At 34.3% G+C, this 21,388-nt stretch carries 16 protein-coding genes; 14 read left to right on the top strand and 2 right to left on the bottom strand.

Translation table 11 applies throughout. The features are described 5' to 3' along the window. Position 1: 1 nt before the first annotated feature. A complete protein-coding gene (locus BZ25_RS06950; protein WP_121567489.1) occupies positions 2–2,908 on the bottom strand; it encodes a PolC-type DNA polymerase III in 2,907 nt (968 codons plus the stop codon). A gap of 848 nt (positions 2,909–3,756) precedes the next feature. On the opposite strand from BZ25_RS06950, the gene BZ25_RS06945 reads away from it, so the two are divergent. From BZ25_RS06945 to BZ25_RS06910, 8 genes are all read left to right on the top strand, one after another. Further along, positions 3,757–6,294, top strand: coding sequence for a TDP-N-acetylfucosamine:lipid II N-acetylfucosaminyltransferase (locus BZ25_RS06945; protein ID WP_121567488.1), 2,538 nt, complete (start codon positions 3,757–3,759; stop codon positions 6,292–6,294). Positions 6,295–6,307: 13 nt separating this feature from the next. Next, complete coding sequence (gene rfbA / locus BZ25_RS06940) at positions 6,308–7,186, top strand: glucose-1-phosphate thymidylyltransferase RfbA (protein ID WP_121567487.1); 879 nt, start codon at positions 6,308–6,310, stop codon at positions 7,184–7,186. Then, complete coding sequence (gene rffA, locus BZ25_RS06935; protein ID WP_121567486.1) at positions 7,183–8,343, top strand: dTDP-4-amino-4,6-dideoxygalactose transaminase; 1,161 nt, start codon at positions 7,183–7,185, stop codon at positions 8,341–8,343. Before rfbA ends, rffA begins: the two co-directional genes overlap by 4 nt. Before the next feature lie 181 nt (positions 8,344–8,524). Beyond that, complete coding sequence (locus tag BZ25_RS06930) at positions 8,525–9,082, top strand: acyltransferase (RefSeq protein ID WP_121567485.1); 558 nt, start codon at positions 8,525–8,527, stop codon at positions 9,080–9,082. Positions 9,083–9,396: 314 nt separating this feature from the next. Beyond that, a complete protein-coding gene (gene rfbB / locus BZ25_RS06925) occupies positions 9,397–10,443 on the top strand; it encodes a dTDP-glucose 4,6-dehydratase (protein WP_121567484.1) in 1,047 nt (348 codons plus the stop codon). 104 nt (positions 10,444–10,547) lie between these two features. Next, entirely contained in the window at positions 10,548–11,057 is a 510-nt protein-coding gene (locus tag BZ25_RS06920; protein WP_121567483.1) for a MotA/TolQ/ExbB proton channel family protein, read from the top strand. Continuing rightward, entirely contained in the window at positions 11,035–11,760 is a 726-nt protein-coding gene (locus BZ25_RS06915; protein ID WP_121567482.1) for a hypothetical protein, read from the top strand. The genes BZ25_RS06920 and BZ25_RS06915 overlap by 23 nt, the downstream gene beginning before the upstream one ends. 14 nt (positions 11,761–11,774) lie before the next feature. Next, positions 11,775–12,110, top strand: coding sequence for a hypothetical protein (locus BZ25_RS06910; protein ID WP_121567481.1), 336 nt, complete (start codon positions 11,775–11,777; stop codon positions 12,108–12,110). A 919-nt stretch (positions 12,111–13,029) separates the two neighbouring features. Here the strand turns inward: BZ25_RS06910 and BZ25_RS06905 are convergent. Further along, entirely contained in the window at positions 13,030–14,286 is a 1,257-nt protein-coding gene (locus tag BZ25_RS06905; protein WP_121567480.1) for an IS110 family transposase, read from the bottom strand. Between the two features lie 368 nt (positions 14,287–14,654). Between BZ25_RS06905 and BZ25_RS10565 the strand changes: the two genes are divergently transcribed. From BZ25_RS10565 to BZ25_RS06885, 6 genes are all read left to right on the top strand, one after another. Further along, entirely contained in the window at positions 14,655–14,783 is a 129-nt protein-coding gene (locus tag BZ25_RS10565; RefSeq protein WP_255415883.1) for a hypothetical protein, read from the top strand. 99 nt (positions 14,784–14,882) lie between these two features. Then, positions 14,883–15,188 carry a hypothetical protein gene (locus BZ25_RS06900; protein WP_121567479.1) on the top strand — a complete coding sequence of 102 codons (306 nt, stop codon included), beginning with the start codon at positions 14,883–14,885 and terminating at the stop codon, positions 15,186–15,188. Positions 15,189–15,361: 173 nt separating this feature from the next. Continuing rightward, positions 15,362–15,523 carry a hypothetical protein gene (locus BZ25_RS10320; protein WP_158584878.1) on the top strand — a complete coding sequence of 54 codons (162 nt, stop codon included), beginning with the start codon at positions 15,362–15,364 and terminating at the stop codon, positions 15,521–15,523. A 561-nt stretch (positions 15,524–16,084) separates the two neighbouring features. Then, positions 16,085–17,251 carry a flagellin gene (locus BZ25_RS10595; protein ID WP_121567478.1) on the top strand — a complete coding sequence of 389 codons (1,167 nt, stop codon included), beginning with the start codon at positions 16,085–16,087 and terminating at the stop codon, positions 17,249–17,251. Between the two features lie 64 nt (positions 17,252–17,315). Beyond that, positions 17,316–18,482 (top strand): flagellin, encoded by a 1,167-nt coding sequence (locus BZ25_RS10590; protein WP_121567477.1) that lies wholly within the window; start codon positions 17,316–17,318, stop codon positions 18,480–18,482. 246 nt (positions 18,483–18,728) lie between these two features. Beyond that, positions 18,729–21,356 (top strand): glycosyltransferase, encoded by a 2,628-nt coding sequence (locus BZ25_RS06885; protein ID WP_121567476.1) that lies wholly within the window; start codon positions 18,729–18,731, stop codon positions 21,354–21,356. Positions 21,357–21,388: the final 32 nt, after the last annotated feature.

The following is a 21,388-nucleotide window of genomic DNA, read 5'->3' as shown; positions in this document are numbered from 1 at the left end:
ATTAATTTGAAAGGAGAGTTTTCTCTGTGGGCCCTCCCCTTTCCTTCAGGATCCGCTGGGCATTCTTACTCCCAATATTTCTCACTTTGGTCAGAGGAATCCTCAAATATTCCCCTTCAATTTTAAAAACATTTGCTTCACTCTTGTAAAGATCCGGTCTTAAAAAGCCAAAACCTCTCTTTCTCATCTCGTAGGCAGTCTTAAGTGTGGAATAAAAGTTGGACTCTTCGTAATTATGTTGGTATTCATTTTTTGAAAGTTTTTTAATCGCCTGAACCGTCAATGCTTCATCCATTATAATATCAATATCAAAAAACCTTGCTCTGATAGTAAAATAAACGCTGTAAAACTCAAGAGGATAATAAAGCTTGTAAAACGCTATCTTGTACGCCATTATCATGTAGGCAACCGCATGGGCTTTTGGGAATAGATAATGAATCTTCTTCAAAGAATCAAGATACCATTCGGGAGCTTCTGAATCATCTATCGCCTTCAACTCTTTCTCTGTAAGCTCTTTCCCTTTTCTCACTTTTTCCATAATCATAAAAGCTGTTTTGGGTTCCACTCCGAAATATTCAAGCGTTGTCAAAATATCGTCTCTGCAGCTAACGATCTGATCGATACCTGCAACATTCTTCAAAACTATCTCACGGGCGTTGTTGAACCAAATATCCGTTCCGTGTGCAAGTGAATTCGTTCTACACAGATCGTAAAAAGTTTTAGGCTTTGTCTCGGTGAGCATCTTATGGGAAAAAGGCGTCCAAACTTCCGGTACACCCAACGTTCCAATCTCCGTACCTATCTCCGAAAGATCCACCCCCAACTCCTTTGTAGAAGAGAAAAGTGAAAGAACCCGCTCATCATGCATTGAAATATCGTTGTAATCATAACTGGTTAAGTCCTTAAGCATTTTTAAAAATGTTGGACCATCGTGAGACAACACATCTATTTTCAGCAAATCATTTTCTAAAGCCTTAAAATCATAATGTGTCGTAACGATACCAATCTCGGGAGAATTTGCAGAATATTGGTAAGGAGTAAAATCGTGAACATCGTACTCTTGAGGGATTATTATCATAGCCGATGGATGTTGACCTGTATTCAACTTTGTCCCTTTTATTTTTTGAGAAATCCAAAAAAGATGTGCAAAATTCATATCTTCATCCTTGAAATAATTGAACGCCATCTTCAAAGCGTTGTACCTTGAGATGGTGCTTATCGTACCTGCCTTGTAACAATAGTTCCTACCAAACTTCTCTTCCAAGAACCTCTGTATATCGTTGAAGATCTCTGCCGAAAAATTCACGTCTATATCTGGGATCTTCTCACCAGAATACCCCATAAAAACCTCAAACCTTATATTATGTCCATCGGAGTTCAAAATCGTACCACAATTTGGGCATGACTTCTCTTTTAAATCAAAACCACTCAAGTTCAAATCCTCGCTGAACTCAATAAACCCACAACTCTCACAAAAATAATGTGGTGGCAACGGATTAACCTCTGTTATTCCTAAAAGAAAAGCCACAAGCGAAGAACCAACAGAACCCCTCGAACCGATTGGATAACTCATCTCTAAAGACTTTTTGACCATATCGGCTGAGATCAAAAATATCACAGCATACCCATTATCTATTATACTTTTCAATTCCTTCTCTATCCTATCTATAATTATACGGTGCAACTTTTCCCCATACCTCTTTTTTGCATTGTTATATACGATATCTCTCAAATTTTGGTCGGCAGAGGGGATATTGGGCGCCTTCAATTTAAAATCAAAAGGAGCAAACTCCTCTATTTCACTAGCGATTTTATTTGGATTTTTCACAACGATTTCCTTTGCAATGCCACGCTTTTTAAAGATCTCAAACGCTTCATCGTACATCTGAGAAGTGCTTCTAAAATAATTAACACTCCGCATAGTCTTTCTTGGTTTACTCTTTGTGGAGGTACCAACGATCATAGCGTTTAAATACTCTCGATCTTCTTCTCTCAAATAATGAACATCACCGGACATAACAACAGGCTTTTTGAAAGCTTTTGCAATCTCATATACTGTTTTAGAATAATCGATAATCTTACCCTTCTCCAAACATAAATCGTTATAACAATCCATCGGGAAAAGCTCTATATAATCAAAAAAGGTTATCCATTCTTTTAAATTGTCGGTAGAATACTTATTCAGAAAGTCGTAAAGCAAAAATCCATCCAGTGAAGAGCCTAAAAGTAGCCCTTTTCTTAAATTCTTCAAATCAGAAAGTGAAATTATAGCACTTTTATTCACAACGTTCATATGAGAAATCGATACTATCTTATAAAGATTCTTCAACCCCTCTTTATTCTTGACCAGCACATTCACATGTTTCACGATCCCTCTTCTCTCATCGTGCACATTCAACTCACAACCAAAAATGGCTTTTACACCCTTTCTCTTAGCATACTCATAGAAATAAGGAATTATCTGCACATTCTCGTTATCCGTAATAGCAACCGCCTTTTGCCCAAACGAAGAAACAGCATCCACTAACTCCTCCATATCCAATATGGACAACTTTGAGCTCATCTTTGAATGCGCATGAAGTTCAACCCTCTTTTCTACCGAAAGATCGTGCCAAGCCAATGGAACAGCAACTTTTATTGTGTCCACATTCAAAGAATAACTCCCCATTTCACTATCGTACTCTAATACTCCTTCAAATCTAAACCACTCTTCTTTCCTTGAGCTCGTTCGGGGCGTCTTCCTCCTTTCTGACTTGCACAAAAAAGAATAACTATAATCAGTAACAAACAAATAATAAAAATCCTTTGCCTCATCAACATAAAAAATTTTGCCTTTTATACTAATCTCCTTATTAAAAAACTCCTCCTCCCGCCCTTTAATATCCAAAAGATTATCAAAAAAATACATAAAACTTCCTCCTTAGGCATACGTATATATAACATTATACACAATTTTACCTAAGAAGTCAACATATGGGCGGGCTGCTGGGTGAAAGGCACAGCCTTTTGCTTATCCTTAAGGGCGGGCTGCGGGGCGAAGAGCCCTTCCATTCATCCTTTTGGGCGAGCAATTGGATGAATAGTTCTTTCATTCATCCTTATAGGGTGGGGAGCAGGGTGAAAGGAAAAGCCTTTTGCTCATCCTTATGGGTGGGGAGCGGGGCGAAGGGGCGCAAACTTAGATAGAATGATTATTTTAGAAACTTCGTAATTTTCAAAAATAAGTTTTTGATTTTCAAAGGGGTACAGGGCGATAAGCAAAAAATAAAAAGTAGAAGGCAGATAAATAATTATCTGCCTTCCTTCCGATCAATATCACTTATCTACTTCTTTGGTTTATCTTTTGGCTTATCTTGTTTTTTCTTTTTTTCCTCTGCCATGACCCTTCCTCCTCCGGGCAAAAGCCCTGTCAATGGAACCCTTATACCTATAACCAACACATATAATAATCTTATAAATATTATACCATACTAAAAATTAAAAGCAACAGTTTTTAGCAAAAATTTTAAGTGAAAATATCACTTCCCAAAAAATATGCTAAAAACTTCCCCATTTCAGTCGATAAAAATAGGATAAACAATTACTTAAAAAGAAATATTAAAAGGCAATGAAAAATACGATCATCCTTATGGACTGGCTGCAGGGCGAAGGGCAAAGCCTTTTGCTCATCCTTAAAGGGTGGGCTGCGGGGCGAAGGGGCGCTAACACAAGTTTTAGAACTTCTAAAGACAACTTCAAAAGCTAAGGAGGATTCCCATGTACGAAGAAATCTTTGAATTGATAAACAAAGGAGAAATAAACAAAGCTCAAGAACAAATAGAAAAAATATCCGATGATGACCCGAAAAAATACAACTTAAAAGGACTAATACACTTCAACAAAAAAGAACTCGAAAAAGCCAAAGAACAATTCGAAAAAGGATTAAAAATAAACCCAGTTGACTCAGACCTATTATTCAACTATGGGTATCTACTAAAAGAAATGAATCAAGAAATGGAATCATGGAGATACCTCATGAGGATACACGACAAAGACTGGGCAACTTATGATCTCTTAGGAGACATAGAATTCAAAAACAGAAGCAAATTAGCATCTTTAAGATTTTACCTAAAAGCAGCAGAGCTAACAGATAACCCGCAAATGAAAAAGAAGTTCTTAGAAATAAGAAACAAAATAAAAAAAGACACAAAGATAGCCTTCCTTTGCCTTCCTGGCTTAGACAACTTCCTAAAAGACATAGTAGAAACCTTCTCGCTTGGATACGATGTCAAACTCGTAGTATCAACAGACGTAAACGAAATAACACAAGCGATAAAATGGGCGGACATAGTCTGGCTTGAATGGGCAAATGAGTTAGCCGTATTTGCAACAAACAAAGTGCCCGAAATAGCAAATAAAAAAGTTATTTGTAGATTACACAGATACGAAGCCTTTACACAATTCCCTGAAAAAATAAATTGGAGAAATATCGATCGATTGATATTTGTTGCAAATTCTATGAAACTAACATTTCACCAATTACATCTTAACATTGATCTTCAATCGTGCAAAGAAGAAATTGTTTACAACGGGGTTGACTTAGACAAATTCAAATTCTCTATACACAAACCAGGATACAATTTAGCAGTGTTAGCTCACATAAATTATAGGAAAAATCCAGAAACATGGATTCAAATAATAGGTAAATTAAAAGATTTAGATAACAAATACAAATTACATGTAGGTGGAGACTTCCAAGATCCATTGTACAAAGAATACTTTGAATACATAAAAAAAGAAATGAAAATGGAAGACAATTTCATCTTACATGGCTGGATAAACAATGTAGAAAAATTTTTAGAAGATAAAAACTACATAATATCAACAAGCATACATGAAGGCTATCCTTATAACATTATAGAAAGCATGGCAAGAGGGATAAAACCAGTAATTTTAAATTATAGTGGTTCAAAAGAGCAATGGCCTAATGAGCTTATATACAACACAATTGATGAAGCGGTAGAAAAAATAACCGAACAAAGTTACGATTCAGAAAGTTACCGTAGGTTTATTGAAGATAATTACTCATTGGAGCAGGAGATATATGAGATTGAAGAAATTTTGAACACAGATAATAGAGAAAGAGTAAAGGGTCAAAAAATTCCTTTGAATGATAAAGGAAAAGACAGCGATCTAGATGTGATAAACACAATCGTTTCGGAAATATATTTTCCAAAAAAAGTTAACAACATAATTATACATATATTCAATAGCATTAGCCAAACATATTCAGAACCTTTTTTTGATTTCATAGAGAAAAACTTTCCTAAAAATAATCATTGTTTTATTGTGTTAGGCAATTATGAAAAGCAAAGGTTTAAAAGAAGGAAAAATTTGATTATATTAAATTCCCAAAATGAGGTGGAAAACCTACGAACTTTGCTTTTTCAAATGAAAAGAGCAGAAAAGATTTTTATTCATTCATTGTTTTTTAGTGAATTAGTGTTATTTTTATTTTTACAGTCTCACTTATTAAAAAAATCTTATTGGGTTCTATGGGGCGGAGATTTATACTATCACAAATTTACGAATAAAAATCTAAAATTTGATTCTTATGAACTTACAAGAAAAGATGTGATCAAAAATTTTGGACATATAGTTACCTTAGTTCCAGGCGATTATTATTTAGCTAAAAAATGGTATAAAACGGAAGCAAAGTATCATTATGCTTTTTATCCTAATCCTGTTAATTATAGTTATTTGGATAAAATTAAAAATAGCAAAAAGGAAACAGATAGAAAAGTTATTCTAGTTGGCAATTCTGCGGACCCTGCAAATAAGCACACTGAAATACTTAATAAACTATCCAGATTTAAAGAAAAAGACATTGAAATAATAACGCCACTCTCTTACGGAGATCAGCAATGGGCGAAAAAGGTTTATGAGGCTGGCAAGAATTTATATGGAGAAAAATATAAACCTTTGCTGGAATTTTTATCTCCAGAAGAATATGGAAAAGTACTTAATTCTGTAGATATAGCTATTTTTAATCATGATAGGCAACAAGCCATTGGTAATATATTAGCTCTCCTTTATTTAGGAAAGAAAGTTTTTATAAAAAGCGACATAACGCCATGGGACTTTTTTAAGGAAAAAGGCTTAACTATGTTCGATACATATGGATTGGATAATTTAACTTTTGATGAGCTCATTTATATGGATAAAAATTTGAGGGAAAGAAACAGGGAAATCATAGCGAAAGAATTTTCAGAAGAAAAATGTGTTGAACTGTGGAAAAATATATTTGAGTCTTAGGGGGGGTTTTATGATGAAAGGCATAATCCTTGCAGGGGGAAATGGTACAAGATTATACCCTATCACTAAAGGAATAAGTAAACAACTTCTTCCGATATACGATAAGCCTATGATATATTATCCATTATCCGTTCTCATGCTTTCTGGAATAAGAGAAATTCTAGTAATTTCTAATCCAGAATATATTGATATGTACAAAAGGCTATTAAACGATGGAAGTCATTTAGGACTAAAAATAGATTACAAAGTTCAAGAGAAGCCAAGAGGACTTGCAGATGCTTTCATTGTTGGGGAAGATTTTATCGAGGAAGACAGTGTTTGTTTAATCCTTGGGGATAATGTGTTTTATGGTCAAGGTTTTGGCCCAAAACTCAAAAAGGCATCCGAGACAAAAAAAGGTGCTTTTATATTTGGTTATTATGTAACTAATCCTAGTGAGTTTGGTGTTGTAGAGTTTGACGAGCAGGGAAATGTCTTAAGTTTGGAGGAAAAGCCTTCAAAGCCTAAGTCAAATTACGCTATTCCCGGTTTGTATTTTTACGATAACTCTGTGATTGAAAAGGCTAAGAATTTGAAACCTTCCGCAAGAGGAGAATTAGAAATTACTGATTTAAACAGAGTGTATTTAAAAGAACAACAATTGAGAGTTGAACTTCTTGGAAGAGGATTTGCATGGTTAGACACAGGCACCTACGATGGACTTGCGAACGCCGCTGACTTTGTTAGAACTATTCAAAAAAGAACTGGTTTATACATTGCTTGTTTGGAAGAAATAGCTTACAGGAACAAATGGATCACAAAAGAAGAATTGAATAAATTAGGAAAAGAATATGAAAATACTGAATATGGGAAATACCTAATTATACTGGCGAAGGAAGATGACAAGAAATGATACCTTTTAATAAACAAAATCTATTTGGAAAAGAGTTAGAATATATAAAAGATGCCTTTGATAATGGTAAGGTTTCAGGCGATGGGAAATATACGAAATTGTGTTCAAATTTCATGGAAGAAAGATTTAAATCAAAAAAGATTTTATTAACTTCATCAGGAACGGATGCCTTAGAATTAGCTGCATTATTATCTGATATTAAAGAAGGTGATGAGGTGATATTACCTTCTTACACTTTTGTATCTACTGCAAATGCCTTTGTATTAAGAGGAGCAAAATTAGTATATTGCGATATAAGAGAAGACAACTTAAACATTGACGAAGAAAAAATCGAAGGTCTAATAACAGATAAGACTAAAGCCATTGTCCCCGTTCATTATGCAGGAGTCGCGTGTGATATGGATAAAATTATGAAAATTGCTAAAAAATATAATCTTTTAGTTATAGAAGATGCAGCTCAGGGGGTAGATGCAAAGTATAAAGACAAATATTTAGGAACGATAGGTGACATTGGTTGTTATAGCTTTCATGAAACAAAAAACTTTTCAGCAGGAGAAGGTGGAGCTGTATCAGTAAACAATCCTCGATATTTAGAAAGAGCTGAAATAATAAGAGAAAAAGGAACCAACAGGAGTCAATTTTTTAGAGGAGAAGTAGATAAGTATACGTGGGTAGATATTGGATCTAGCTATTTACTTTCAGATATAAACGCTGCTGTATTGTATCATCAGCTTGAAAATATTGAGAAAATAAACCAAAAAAGGAAGGAAATATTTGAAGCTTATTATAACGGACTAATGCCGCTACAACATAAAAGAAAGCTAAGACTTCCCATAATAAATGAATATGCTAGAACTAATTATCACATGTTTTATATAATTTTGAACACAGAAGAAGAAAGAGACAATCTAATGGATTACTTAAAAGAAAACGGTATACATAGCGTTTTTCATTATATTCCATTACACGAATCAAAATATTCAAAAGAAAGATTTGGTAGTTTTAAATTACCTATAACTGAAAACCTAAGTAGAAGATTGCTGAGATTGCCAATGTATTATTCTTTAGAGTTAAGAGAGGTTAAATATATAGTAGAAAAAATACAAGATTATCTTGAACGGGTAACGTCTTCTCCTACCAACTTTATGGATAGTTAAGAATTTGATTTATTTTTAAGATCTATCAGAAAAAAGGGTAAATAAGGTACTCATCATGTAGATTTTGTCTTCATTTAGATAATCACAAATTGTAGGAAAGTTGGTTCAAATTTTATTTTCTTATTTCGATAAATAAATATCCGTTGATCAATAAAAATTTGTACGATAGGAGGAAGGAAAAATGAGTTTCTATTCAGAAGAAGAACTTAAAAATATCGGTTTTAAATACGTTGGGGAAAACGTTAAATTTAGTAAAAAAGCTAGTTTTTATGATCCTGAAAATATTTTTTTAGGAGATAATTGTAGAGTAGATGATTTCTGTGTTTTGTCTGGAAAAATAAAATTAGGTAGGAATGTACATATAGCAGTTTTTTGTAATTTAGCTGGAGGGGAAGAAGGGATCGAGATGGAGGACTTTTCTGGATTAGCTTATTTTTGTAATGTTTTTACGAGGTCTGACGATTATAGTGGAAAAACATTGACTAATCCTACTGTTCCAAATAAATACAAGAATGTTACAAAAGCCCCTGTTTATATTGGAAGACACGTAATTGTGGGGACAGGTAGTACAATTTTCCCCGGCGTGCGGGTAGAAGAAGGATGTTCTATCGGTGCTTATTCATTAGTTACTAAATCAACAATACCATGGAAAATTTATTTTGGAATACCTGCTAAACCCATAAAAGATAGGAAAAAAGATTTATTAATATTAGAAAAAAAATATCTTAATAATGATTAATGGTTTTTGCTTTTAATAAGCAGTAGGAAAAGTAAATAACATGCTAAAAATCTTTTTAAACAAAAATGTATTTTTTGTATCATTAGATTGTAGCTAAAGAGTTGCAGAGTGATATAAGTTATAAGAAAAACTGCTTATCTTTTCAAGTATATATGATATATATTGAAATGAGAATTACCATTGCTAAGATTTTTTAGTTAAACCTATTATAAAATATAACAGAATAATTTATTACACAAAAATAAAAATGTTGAGAGAACTTTTTCAATTTAATGTTGATAGTGATTCTAGGATTTCCTTCAGGGGTTGATCGAATGAGTATCTTAGTAACAGGGGTAGCTGGATTCATAGGAAGTAATTTCGTATACTACTACTTAAGAAAACACAAAGGCAAAAAGATAATAGGGTTAGACAAACTAACCTATGCAGGAAATTTGGATAACCTATCCAAATTAAATGAAGAAGAAAAAAATAGGTTCACCTTCATAAAAGGTGACATAAACGATATAGAACTGCTGGAAAAGATATACAAAGAAAACGAAATAGAAGGGATAATAAACTTAGCTGCCGAAAGCCATGTAGACAGATCGATACACGATCCACAGATATTTTTAAAAACAAATATACTGGGGACACAAACGTTGTTGCATGTATTCAAAAAATACTACGATGAAAGAAAAAACCAGAAATTCCTACAAGTATCAACCGATGAAGTGTATGGAGCGTTGGGACTAACAGGATACTTCACAGAAAAAACACCCCTTGATCCACACAGTCCATACTCTGCAAGTAAAGCAAGTGCAGATCTAATAGTAAAGGCTTACCACGACACATACGGCTTAAATACGAACATAACAAGATGTTCAAACAACTATGGACCCTATCAATTTCCAGAAAAGCTCATACCGCTGATGATAAACAACGCGTTGAACCACAAAGAGTTACCGGTGTATGGGGATGGCAAACAGATAAGGGATTGGTTGTACGTGGAAGATCATTGTAAAGCGATAGAGCTTGTATTTGAAAGAGGAAGAAGTGGAGAAGTATACAACATAGGTGGACACAACGAAAAAGAGAACATAGAGATAGTAAAAATAGTAATAGAATACTTACAAGAAAAAACAAAAGACAAAAAGATAAACGAAGGTTTGATTAAACATGTGAAAGACAGGTTAGGACATGACAGAAGATACGCAATAGACCCAAGAAAGATAAAAGAAGAGTTAGACTGGGAACCAGAGACAAAGTTTGAAGAAGGAATAAAAAGAACGATAGATTGGTACTTTGAAAACAAAGAATGGATGGAGAAGGTTATAACAGGGGAGTATTTGGAGTTTTATAGGAGGAATTATGGGGGATGAAAGTTATTAAGAAAAATGTATACGTTCTGAACCCTTTTTCAGGAAAAAAGGATAAAATTAGGAATCAACTAAGATATAGGATCTAAACAAGGGGTGGTTTTATTATGGGAAATATTCTTGGTTCTTTTTGGGTGAATTGGGTGATTGTTTTTTTTGGAGCTGGAAATTTAGTTTTATTTCTTTGGATTCTTGCTAAATCAAAAAATCTTTCTTCTAAATTAAGACCTAACAGGGCAGAACATTTAGAACTTTACGAATTTTTCAGAGACACGTACAAAAAATCTAACGCAAAGAATAACTTTGGATATATCGAAGGTGAAAATAGTTCTATTAACAAATATTTTTCTATTTACGGTTCTGTGACTAGTATTTTCCCACTTTTGGGGATTTTGGGTACAGTAATTTCTTTTTTGAAACTTTCAGAAATCACTTCTGAAATAATAACTCAAAATTTTGTGAATGCTTTATCTTCAACATTTCTTGGTCTTATATTTGCAATAGTATTTAAAGTATTAGAAGGAATACTCGCCTATAAAATAGAGGATAACAATTATATAATAGATACAATGATCAAGACTGCGAGTGATAGTAATGAAAAAAAGAACGATAATTGAACTTACACCTTTTGTAGATATACTGTTGATACTTCTTTTCGCTTTTTTATTTAACATATCTGAAACCAATGAAAAAGCTGAAGTTGCAACAAACAAAAGTATAGAATTAGCACAAGAAAACTTGGAACTTAAAAATGATTTAGAGGAAAAATCAAACTCTCTTCAAGAAATAGCTAACCAAAACGACAAGTTGGAAAAACAAAATACTTTTTATGAAAATTTTTACATAGAGCTATCCAATATCATTGAAAAAGCTTTTGAAGATGTGGAACTACCAGAAAATATTGATGAAGATGAAGTCAAAAGAATAAAAAAACTATTGGAAAACAAAGAAATCAACTTAGATTACTTTATAAAAAGTGAAGCTTTAAAAGAGAACTTCTTTGTTCTGGATATAACTATTCAAGGTGAGGAGCCTGAAATATTCTTGAACAACCAGAAAATAGACTTTTCCATAACCTATGAGCAGTATGCCTCAGAAAACACTAGAAAAAGTAAGTTAGACATCCTTGAAGAGAGAATAGAGAGTTCTTTGAAAAACAACGGAATTCCCCAATTAGTTCTAATAACTATAAAACAGATGGATGATAATGTTTTTCTTTACTCATATAATTTGTTGTTAGAAGCAGTCAAGGAAATACAGAATAAATACAGTGCTGACCGAATTTATTTTACAGAAATACCATTTTTATACAATAATTGAGGGGTGATATTATTATGAAATTGAATGTTATACTTATTTTAATAATCATAGCTTTATTATTTTTTATAGGGTTTGCATTTAAAGGATTTGGACTTGGGGGAGGAGGACAAGGTACAAAGGGCCCAGGAAAGCAAATTGAAGAAGATAAAATACCATTAATAACAATAAAATCTGACGAAATCTATGTTAATGGTGAATTAGTAAGCAAAGATAACCTTGAAGAAACTTTCAAAGAACTAGCCAACAAAACAAAAATAGTGGAAATTGATTCTAGTGAGGCAAAAAGAACAACTTATTTGGAAGTTAAAAATGAATTAGAAAAATTAAATTTAACTATAATAGATAAGTAATCTCTCTTATAGACAGAGTTTTTTGTGCATCCAGCATACGCAATAGCTAAGCGATGAAAGTCCCTTGTGGGTCAGGTAGCAGGAACTACTAGTTGAGGCAAGGGTATCCATCGTGAGGTGGAATCTGAAGGAAGCCCAAAGCAAAGTCCCGGTGCAATTTACAGCAAAAGAAAAACTTGAAGAGCGTATCAAGTTAAAATCAAAATCTCCAATTGCTATTGCTAAGTGAATTTTTTTCGTTTAGTAAATACAGCATCTTTGAAATATCAGATAAAAATTTAAAAATATATTACAGAAGGCATAAATGCGGATGGTTTCAAAAAATTAGCTTATCAAAAAGCTATAAAAGAGGAAATAGAAAATAGGAGCAGAAAATCTATACATCTCTTTGATTAAGATTGTAAATTTAAATTATTATAGGGATAAATTGGAGAATGACATAAAGAGTATAGAATCGAATATGAATATCAAAAAACAAGGGAGAAAATAGCCTATTTTTGGGAATATCTAATATAACCGAGGAACAAAAAGATGTAATGTATAATGTATATGATGTCATTCAAAATTTTGAAAAAAATCTGCGTTAGGGAATGAAATTAATAACAAGATGTTTTTTAAAAAACAGCGGTTGAAAAGGCTTCTCTTGTAACAAAAGTAGCTTTTGGATAAGTGTAGAGATCAGTTTTTTTATTTTTCTAAAATGATATCAGATTATTTAATCATTTGTTCATATTTTTTTTCTACCCACACTTTTTGGAAGAGAACCAATAAATTTAATGGGAAAAAGCTAATCGGTGATATGTCAAGGGGTAAAAATCAAAAAAATGTTAAAAATTGGCGTAACTGACAATACCCATACTTTTAAAAAAACACAAAATAGGCTTGAAAACACAAAAAGATTCAATTGTATCTATTCAACTTAGTAATTCGAATAGATTCGATTTTTGCTCAGCAATGCAAAAATCATGCGAACCAACTTACGAGCCGTGAGCGCGAGGGCTCTTTTGTGTTGATGAGTGGTAACCTCGTAGTATTTTTTCCAGTAATACTTTTCGAACTCAGGGATATAATTTTTAACGGAGTTAGCAGCTTCGATAAAGTAGTATCGAAGATACGGATTACCTGTTTTAGTCATTTCTGTCTCATCAGAGGAATAATTCCCTGATTGACGTTTTCTCCAAGTCAGTCCTGCAAACTTAGCCAACTTATCATGAGATTGAAAGGAAGCTATCGTACCTATCTCACTGATGATACCAGAGGAGATAACAGGACCGATACCGTTGACAGAGATGAGTGATTGATATTCTGTGGGATTAAGCCCTTTTACCGTTTTTTCAATAGCCTTATCAACGGTTTTTATTTCATCTTCCAAGGCTTTTATTACGTTTAAGGAAGAAGAGATAGCGATATTCAAAGGTTCATAAGCCATTTTGTCCAATCTGTACGAATTCTTGGCTGCTTGTTTAAGAAGTGTTGCAACCTTTACGGGATCTTTGAACCTGTTTTTACTTTTTTTAATAACGAACTGAGTTAAATCATCGATGGATTTGTAAACTATCTCATCCAAAGAGTAGAACTCAGTCAAAACAGCACAAGATGTAGCACCATATATATCGGAAAAGGGCTTATCCCTATTATTCACAGCCAATTCACTGAATTTCAGATAAATGTTGGAAAGCATCCAATTCTTTTCAGAGACGAGTGTTTGAACTAAATGGAACCTATGGCGTGTAAGTCTTTGTAAAGCCAAAAACTGAGAACCACGCCAAGGGGAAGAAGAAATCTTACCACATCTAGCAAAATCGGCTATGACGTAAGCGTCCAAATGATCTGTTTTATCGATATCGACAAAAGTCTTTTTGTAATTGGCTGTAGTTTTTGGATTAAGCTGATACACAAGAGGTTTAAAAGGCAAAAGTTTCTTATTGGTTGACAAGAAATTGGCTATGTGAGTACTGTAAAAAGAAGTAGCTTCCAAAGCGATAACGACAAATTCAAAGTTGTTAGAAACAAGGCAATTGGAGATAGCCTCAGCGATGTATTCAGCACCTATTCTGTTATTTTTAGTATCAAAATCAAGGAGTTTGTTGTTTTGAAAATCGATTGCACAAACTGTATTAGTTAGAGAACTCACATCGATACCGACAAACAAAGTGGATAAAACGTTGTAATTCATAGTTATTTCACCACCTTTCGAATAAAGATAAAGGATGAAAGCAAAGAGATACCCTAATCTTAGCAGTCAAAGGCAACCTCGCGCTCTATGAGCATCCACCAATGAAAAATAGCCTTGCTGATGGCCTAATCAAAGGTGATGCAGTAATCGGTTAGCAAGTTGACTGCTAAGTCAGGAAACAAGCTTTTTAAGCAACGGTCAAAAGGGCTTGCAGGGGGGAAGAGAATCTTCCCTCGTTAATCATCCTGGTACTATTTTAGCATTAGGGTATCTCTTTACAAAAAAAATAATAAAAAGAACAAAAAGCTGATTTTTAGTACCATTTTTTGAGTTTCATATCCATACATATTATACGAGGAGGAAATAACATGGCCATACAATATAAAAATCTTGATGATCAAACACGCAAGTTTATGCTTAAGGAATTGGAAATGGATGTTAAGGAGGGAACCCTATATATAAGCCCTCGTTTGAATTCCAATGGAAAATCTAATTAGGCTGAACTTCTTATAGATGCTATCGTTGGTCACAATGATGATTGGTTAGCTGCTCAGTTAAATGAGCAGCGTTATATGGAATCAGAGGAGGAAAGGAGATTGCGAAGTGGAGGAATAACGAAAGCCGAAGTTCCTGTGAATGCTCCTGAAACGCTAGCTGAAGGTGAATTCAATCGTTTTTACGCACGCGGAATATGTGCAAGAGCAATTGCTGAGGGGATCAGTGAAGTTGTAGTGTATAGAGGGAAGCAAGTTCAACAGCCACGCCAAAAGTCCCAAGCAATGATTGGAAGGAGAATTGATCCGCAAGCTTTGTTGGAAGACCTCAGAAAATCGCAAGGGGTAGAACCAGCTTTAGGTATACCACCTGGACCAAATTCAGGTTTGACTATCTCCTTACCATGAAAAAAGTAGGCACTTCCGCTAACATAGGACAAACGACGACGCCTTGCACTTCATATGTCCGCGGACGTTGTCCAAAATTGAGCCTGCCGCCTGTAAGAAGCAGAGGATGTTGTAACTTTATTATATAACCAAAAACGAATGTTTTATATAATCATAAGATATAGGAGATAGGTATGGAAGATGCTAATGTTGCTTTGATACCTAAGGAGATAGAAGAGATAAAAAGGGAGACAGCATATATTAAAGAGCATATGACAGGCGTGGATAGAATTTTGATGGATGAAGAGATAATAATGTTAAAAGGAGCTGAGAAAGAATACCAACTAAAAAAATAGGCCAAAACAACGATTAACTAAAGGAAACACCCCGAAAAGGGTTCAAGGGAAATAAGGTAAGAAGAAAAAGAACTAAAATATTGAATAATTATACAAAATGCTTTTTGAAAATCGAAATAATTCTTAAAAAAATCGAAAAGTAATTAAAATTGAGGAATTTTTTAGGAAAAATATGTATGAAAGAAGGGTATAACAGGAGAGTATTTGGAGTTTTATAGGAGGAATTATGAGGGATGAAAGTTATAAGGAAGATAGTTCTCTTACGAAAATAGCAAATAATTAATCTGGAGTGAAATTAAGTTTACCAATTATCTAACCACACTTTTTGAAAGAGAAGCGCTATATAAACCATAATATCCTTTGAATGTGTCAAAAGGGAGTATGTATTTTTAAGGTAAGTTTTAGCTATATTCAAGAAAAGAAAAATAAAAAGAAGGTATAAAAATACTAAAGTTTTTGGAAAACTGTTCGATAATATTTATGAAAATCCTTAGCGCTAAGGGAAAATCCTTGTCCAAGGAAGGGCAAGAAACAAAAAAATCACATGGAGGTGTATGAATTATGAGGATTAACCACAACATCAGTGCATTGAATGCATGGAGATCGATGGATCAAGTAAACCAATCTATGGGTAAAACACTTGAAAAACTTTCTTCTGGTTTAAGAATCAACAGAGCAGGAGACGATGCAGCGGGATTAGCAATATCCGAAAAGATGAGAGGTCAAATAAAAGGTTTGGATACCGCTGTAAAGAATGCACAAGACTCTATATCTTTGATACAAACAGCAGAAGGGGCATTGACAGAAACACACTCTATACTTCAAAGAATGAGAGAATTATCTGTTCAAGCTGCATCAGACACTAACACAAATGTTGATAGAAATCAAATTCAGCTTGAATTAGACCAACTAAGAGAAGAGATCGATAGGATTTCAAGAACCACAGAGTTCAACACAATGAAATTGCTTGATGGTAAGATTGAGTCATTCAGAGGCTCAGTGGATGCCAAAGTTGTTACAGGTGGCAATATCAATGTGGAGCTAGCAGTTGTAAGCTCCGGAGCAGTGGAAGGTACTTATGTTGTAGAAGTTGGACAATTAAATGGCAATGTCACCTCTCCTTTGGATGTTAAAATAACTCAAATAAAAGCTGATGGAACAATAAGTTCAACACTAAGCACTTTGGGAGCAGCATCAGCAAAGCTAGGAAATATTACCTTTAAATGGGATGCTGCGACCTTTGATATTGATGATTTTGGAGGATCGTTACCTTTAAATGAAGTTATAGATAGTGCAGTAGTTAGAGTTGAAGAAATCAACACAGCTGATGATCAGCTAGTTTTGCAAATAGGTGCGAATGAAGGTCACAACATTGTACTTGGAATAGACGATATGAGTTCCAAGGCTCTTGGACTCACGGAGGATTCACTTAAAGCAACCGACCAAGACAGTGCTGAAAGATCGATAATGGTTGTGGACGCTGCGATTCACAAAGTAAGTACAGCAAGAGCATCACTTGGTGCTGTTCAAAACAGATTGGAACATACTATATCCAACTTGGGTGTAGCATCGGAGAACTTAACAGCAGCCGAAAGCAGAATCAGAGATGCAGATATGGCAAAAGAGATGATGGATTTTACAAAGCAACAGATACTCTTGCAGGCATCGAATGCAATGTTAGCACAAGCGAATACAATTCCACAAAATGTGTTGCAGTTGTTGCGATAAAGTAGAAAAATCCTTGTCCAAGGAAGGGCAAGAAACAAAAAAATCACATGGAGGTGTATGAATTATGAGGATTAACCACAACATCAGTGCATTGAATGCATGGAGATCGATGGATCAAGTAAACCAATCTATGGGTAAAACACTTGAAAAACTTTCTTCTGGTTTAAGGATTAACAGAGCAGGAGACGATGCAGCGGGATTAGCAATATCCGAAAAGATGAGAGGTCAAATTAAAGGATTAGAAACTGCTGTAAAGAATGCACAAGATTCTATATCTTTGATACAAACAGCAGAAGGGGCATTGACAGAAACACACTCTATACTTCAAAGAATGAGAGAATTATCTGTTCAAGCTGCATCAGATACCAACACAAATGTTGATAGAAATCAAATTCAGTTAGAATTAGACCAACTAAGAGAAGAGATCGATAGGATTTCAAGAACCACAGAGTTTAACACAATGAAATTGCTTGATGGTAAGATTGAATCATTCAGAGGTGAAGTGGATGCCAAAGTTGTTACAGGTGGCAATATCAATGTGGAGTTAGTAACACCTGTAAGCTCAGCTGCAGTGGAAGGTACTTATGTTATAGAAGTGGGACAATTAAGTGGCACTGTAGAATCTGTATTGGATGTTAGAATAACTCAAATAACTGCTAGTGGAACAAATTCAAAAATAGTCAATTTGTCAGCTGCATCAACAACGCTAGGAAATATTACCTTTAAATGGGAGGCTGACACTTTTAAAATTGCTGATTTCGGTGATTCATTACCTTTAAATGAAATTGTAGATAGTGCTGTTGTTAGAGTTGAAGCAACTAACACTGCGGCTAATCAGCTAGTTTTGCAAATAGGGGCGAATGAAGGTCATAACATCGTACTTGGAATAGACGATATGAGTTCCAAGGCACTTGGGCTCACAGATAAGTCACTTAAAGCAACAGACCAAAACAGTGCTGAAAGATCGATAATGGTTGTGGACGCTGCAATTCACAAAGTAAGTACAGCAAGGGCATCACTTGGTGCTGTTCAAAACAGATTGGAACATACTATATCCAACTTGGGTGTAGCTTCTGAGAACTTAACAGCAGCCGAAAGCAGAATCAGAGATGCAGATATGGCGAAAGAGATGATGGATTTTACAAAGCAACAGATACTCTTGCAAGCATCAAATGCAATGTTAGCGCAAGCGAATACGATTCCACAAAATGTGTTGCAGTTGTTGAGATAAAGGGGAATTTGAGAGAGGGCCTTCGGCCCTCTTTTTTCTATTTATTATCTAATTATTATCTATTTATTATCTATTCGCACCCGCCACCCTTTAAGGAGTTTTTTCTTTGGTTAGAGCTTCTTTTATCTATTCCCGCCCACCACCCCTTAAGGTAGGTTTCTATGATTGGAGAAAGCCCCTTAAGGAAATGGCGGGTATGAACAAGAATGATATAATAGATACAGTTTTATGATGGGAGGAAAGTTTATGAGTGTTGATAAAGAAAAATTGTTGTCCGTTGCTATGATTGTTAAGGACGAAGAAGCTAATATTAGACGCGCCTTAGAGGCTATTAAAGATGTAGCTGATGAGATAATCGTTGTTGATACGGGTTCTACGGATAGAACACCCCAGATAGTTAAAGAGTATACCGATAAGTTGTACTTTCATGAATGGCAGAATGATTTTTCTGAGGCTCGAAATTATTCTTTGAAGTTTCCAACCTGTGAGTGGGTTTTGATATACGATGCGGATGAGGAGGCGTCAGAATCGTTTAAAAAAAATATAAGAGATTTTCTTATGAGGCAGCCAAAAGATGTTAACACTGTCTATATACCAACAATAAGTTATATGGATATTGACTACACAAGAACTGAAGTAGCTTCGACTCCAAGAATTTTTAGAAAAGGTACCATTGAATACAAAAACGTTGTCCATAATCAAGCTAAATATAAACCAAAGGTCGTTCGAGGTAATTTTCCGATTCTTCATTACGGTTACATCTGGACAAGGGCTTTGAAGAGAAAGAAGTATGAAAGAACAGGTACTTTAATAAGAGAGCAATTAAAAGACGCAAAACACCCTATCGAGAGGTTATACTATTTAGTTCAGTTGTACAAAACGGAGTCTATCGGGGGGTACACGTATAAGAAAAACCAAGTTGCTTGGGAGACGTTTGCAGAGATAAGAAGAGTGGGGAAGGTTCCTGCCATAGGGCTTGAATTTTTGTACATGTTTGGATTGGACTGTATGTTTGCGGGTTTGAAAGATCTTGGAAGGGATTTGCTACAAAAATGTATAGACGCTACTCCTCAGTATCCTGATCCTTATTTTGGTATGATGGCTTTGTACGAAAGATCAAAAGATTGGGATGAGCTAATCAAGTGGGGGGAAAAGTTTTTTAAAGTCTTAGATGAAGCTATGAAAAATGTTGAGAATTTTGATTGGACTATTATGTCTTTTAAGCAAGTGCCTTTGGCACATATTTTGATGGCACGTGCAATGTTGAAAAGAAAGGATTTTAAAGGTTTCAACAATCATATTTCCATTGCATTTAGTGAAGATGAGAACATTAATATCGATAAAAAGAATTTGTATGTTTTGATGAACGATATAAAAGATGATGTTGAAGCTAAAGATGAGTTTGAAAAGTTATTACCGGGGCTAAGAGTTATGATTGAAGGCGTACAAAGATCTGAGATTGTGATTTATTATGACAGCCTCGTTGAAAAAATTGCTGAATTAGAAGTAGAAGTTGATGAAGATTTGTTAGATAAATTATCTTGTAGAAATGAACTTTCAAAATACATAATAAAGAAAATGAAAACATCAGAAGACCAACTTTTAGATTTTATAACAAAAAGTGATTATCTTAATTTTATAGAAAAAAGCCGTATACCTGGACTTTTGCTTTTTTATTCTGTTTTGCAAAACACAAAAGATACTGTTGATACGTTGAAGACCCTTTCTAGTTTAAGAAAGATCGAAGATGAAAAGATTCAAGGAGTTTTATACGCCTTATTAGGAGATTGTTATCTGAGTTTGAAAAGGTTCAAAGAGGCTCTGAGTCAGTATAAAAAGTCTTTAGAAATACTTCCCGAGCTTTCACAGTTTATTAAACCTATAATTGAGGATTTGAGCACGAAATTAGACCCCGAGATGGACGGGGTTTACGAAGAGATGTATTCCCATTTTACTTCAGGGAAAGAGTTCATTTTCGATATTTTGGGGTACGTTGGGCAAGAGAACGCTGAAAAACTTTATCTTATTTCTGATGCTCCATTGGCTTTGTACGTTTCGGGGGTATCTTTTATTCAAAAAGATCCACAAAAGGCTGAAACTTTGTTAAAAAAAATAGAAAATATCGAAGAATTTCCTTTTTATTATTATAGGCTTGCTAAGATATACGAAAAAAAAGATAATAAAAAAGCTTTTGAATATCATATAAAAGCTGTAGAAGAGAATAACAAACTCGCTGATTTGGCACTTGGTATATACAGTTATTCTGGGCTTTATCCAAACACTCAGATTAGTTTTATGAAAAACAACGATGAAATAATTTGGGCGGGAAATATTTCTGAAAAGTTTTCCACGCTTGGAATTATTCATCCCATTAGGAGTTGGAAGAAATCAGAATCTTTTATGTACGCTTCCCCTTATCCCTCTGATGAAGCTTTAAGAATTTACGAAGAGCGTGAGAAAGAAACTTACAAATCTGCTCCTTTGGAGGTCAAAAAGGAAGTTATTTTAAAGGGATTAATTGATAGTGATTTTAAAGATGTCAAGGTTCTTGGAGTTGATAAAGAGAAGTTTGAAAGTGTTTTTGAAGATTTGGGTGTTTCTGTGAAGGATACTTCTAACAATCTTTTAATTGTAGGGGAGTTTGAGAAAAATTATGATCTGTCTGATACTATAAAGAAGGCACAGAAGGTTTTAACTTTTGTATATGTTCCTGATTTAAAGGATAGAGAGAACTTGGTTTGGTTTATTCCAAAGTTTAGGGTGCTTAGAACAACGAGCCAGTTAATTTCGTTATTTGAGAAAGCAGGGTTTAAAGTTTCAAAAGTTGAGGCTATTGATGGGAATTTGAGATGTATTCAAGCATATAAAGAGTAATTTTTACTTTCATTGACAAGTTTTGAAATATA

The organism is Petrotoga sp. Shatin.DS.tank11.9.2.9.3, assembly GCF_003665005.1.
GTDB classification, from domain to species: domain Bacteria; phylum Thermotogota; class Thermotogae; order Petrotogales; family Petrotogaceae; genus Petrotoga; species Petrotoga mobilis.
This window is presented reverse-complemented; position numbering and strand designations above follow the sequence as displayed.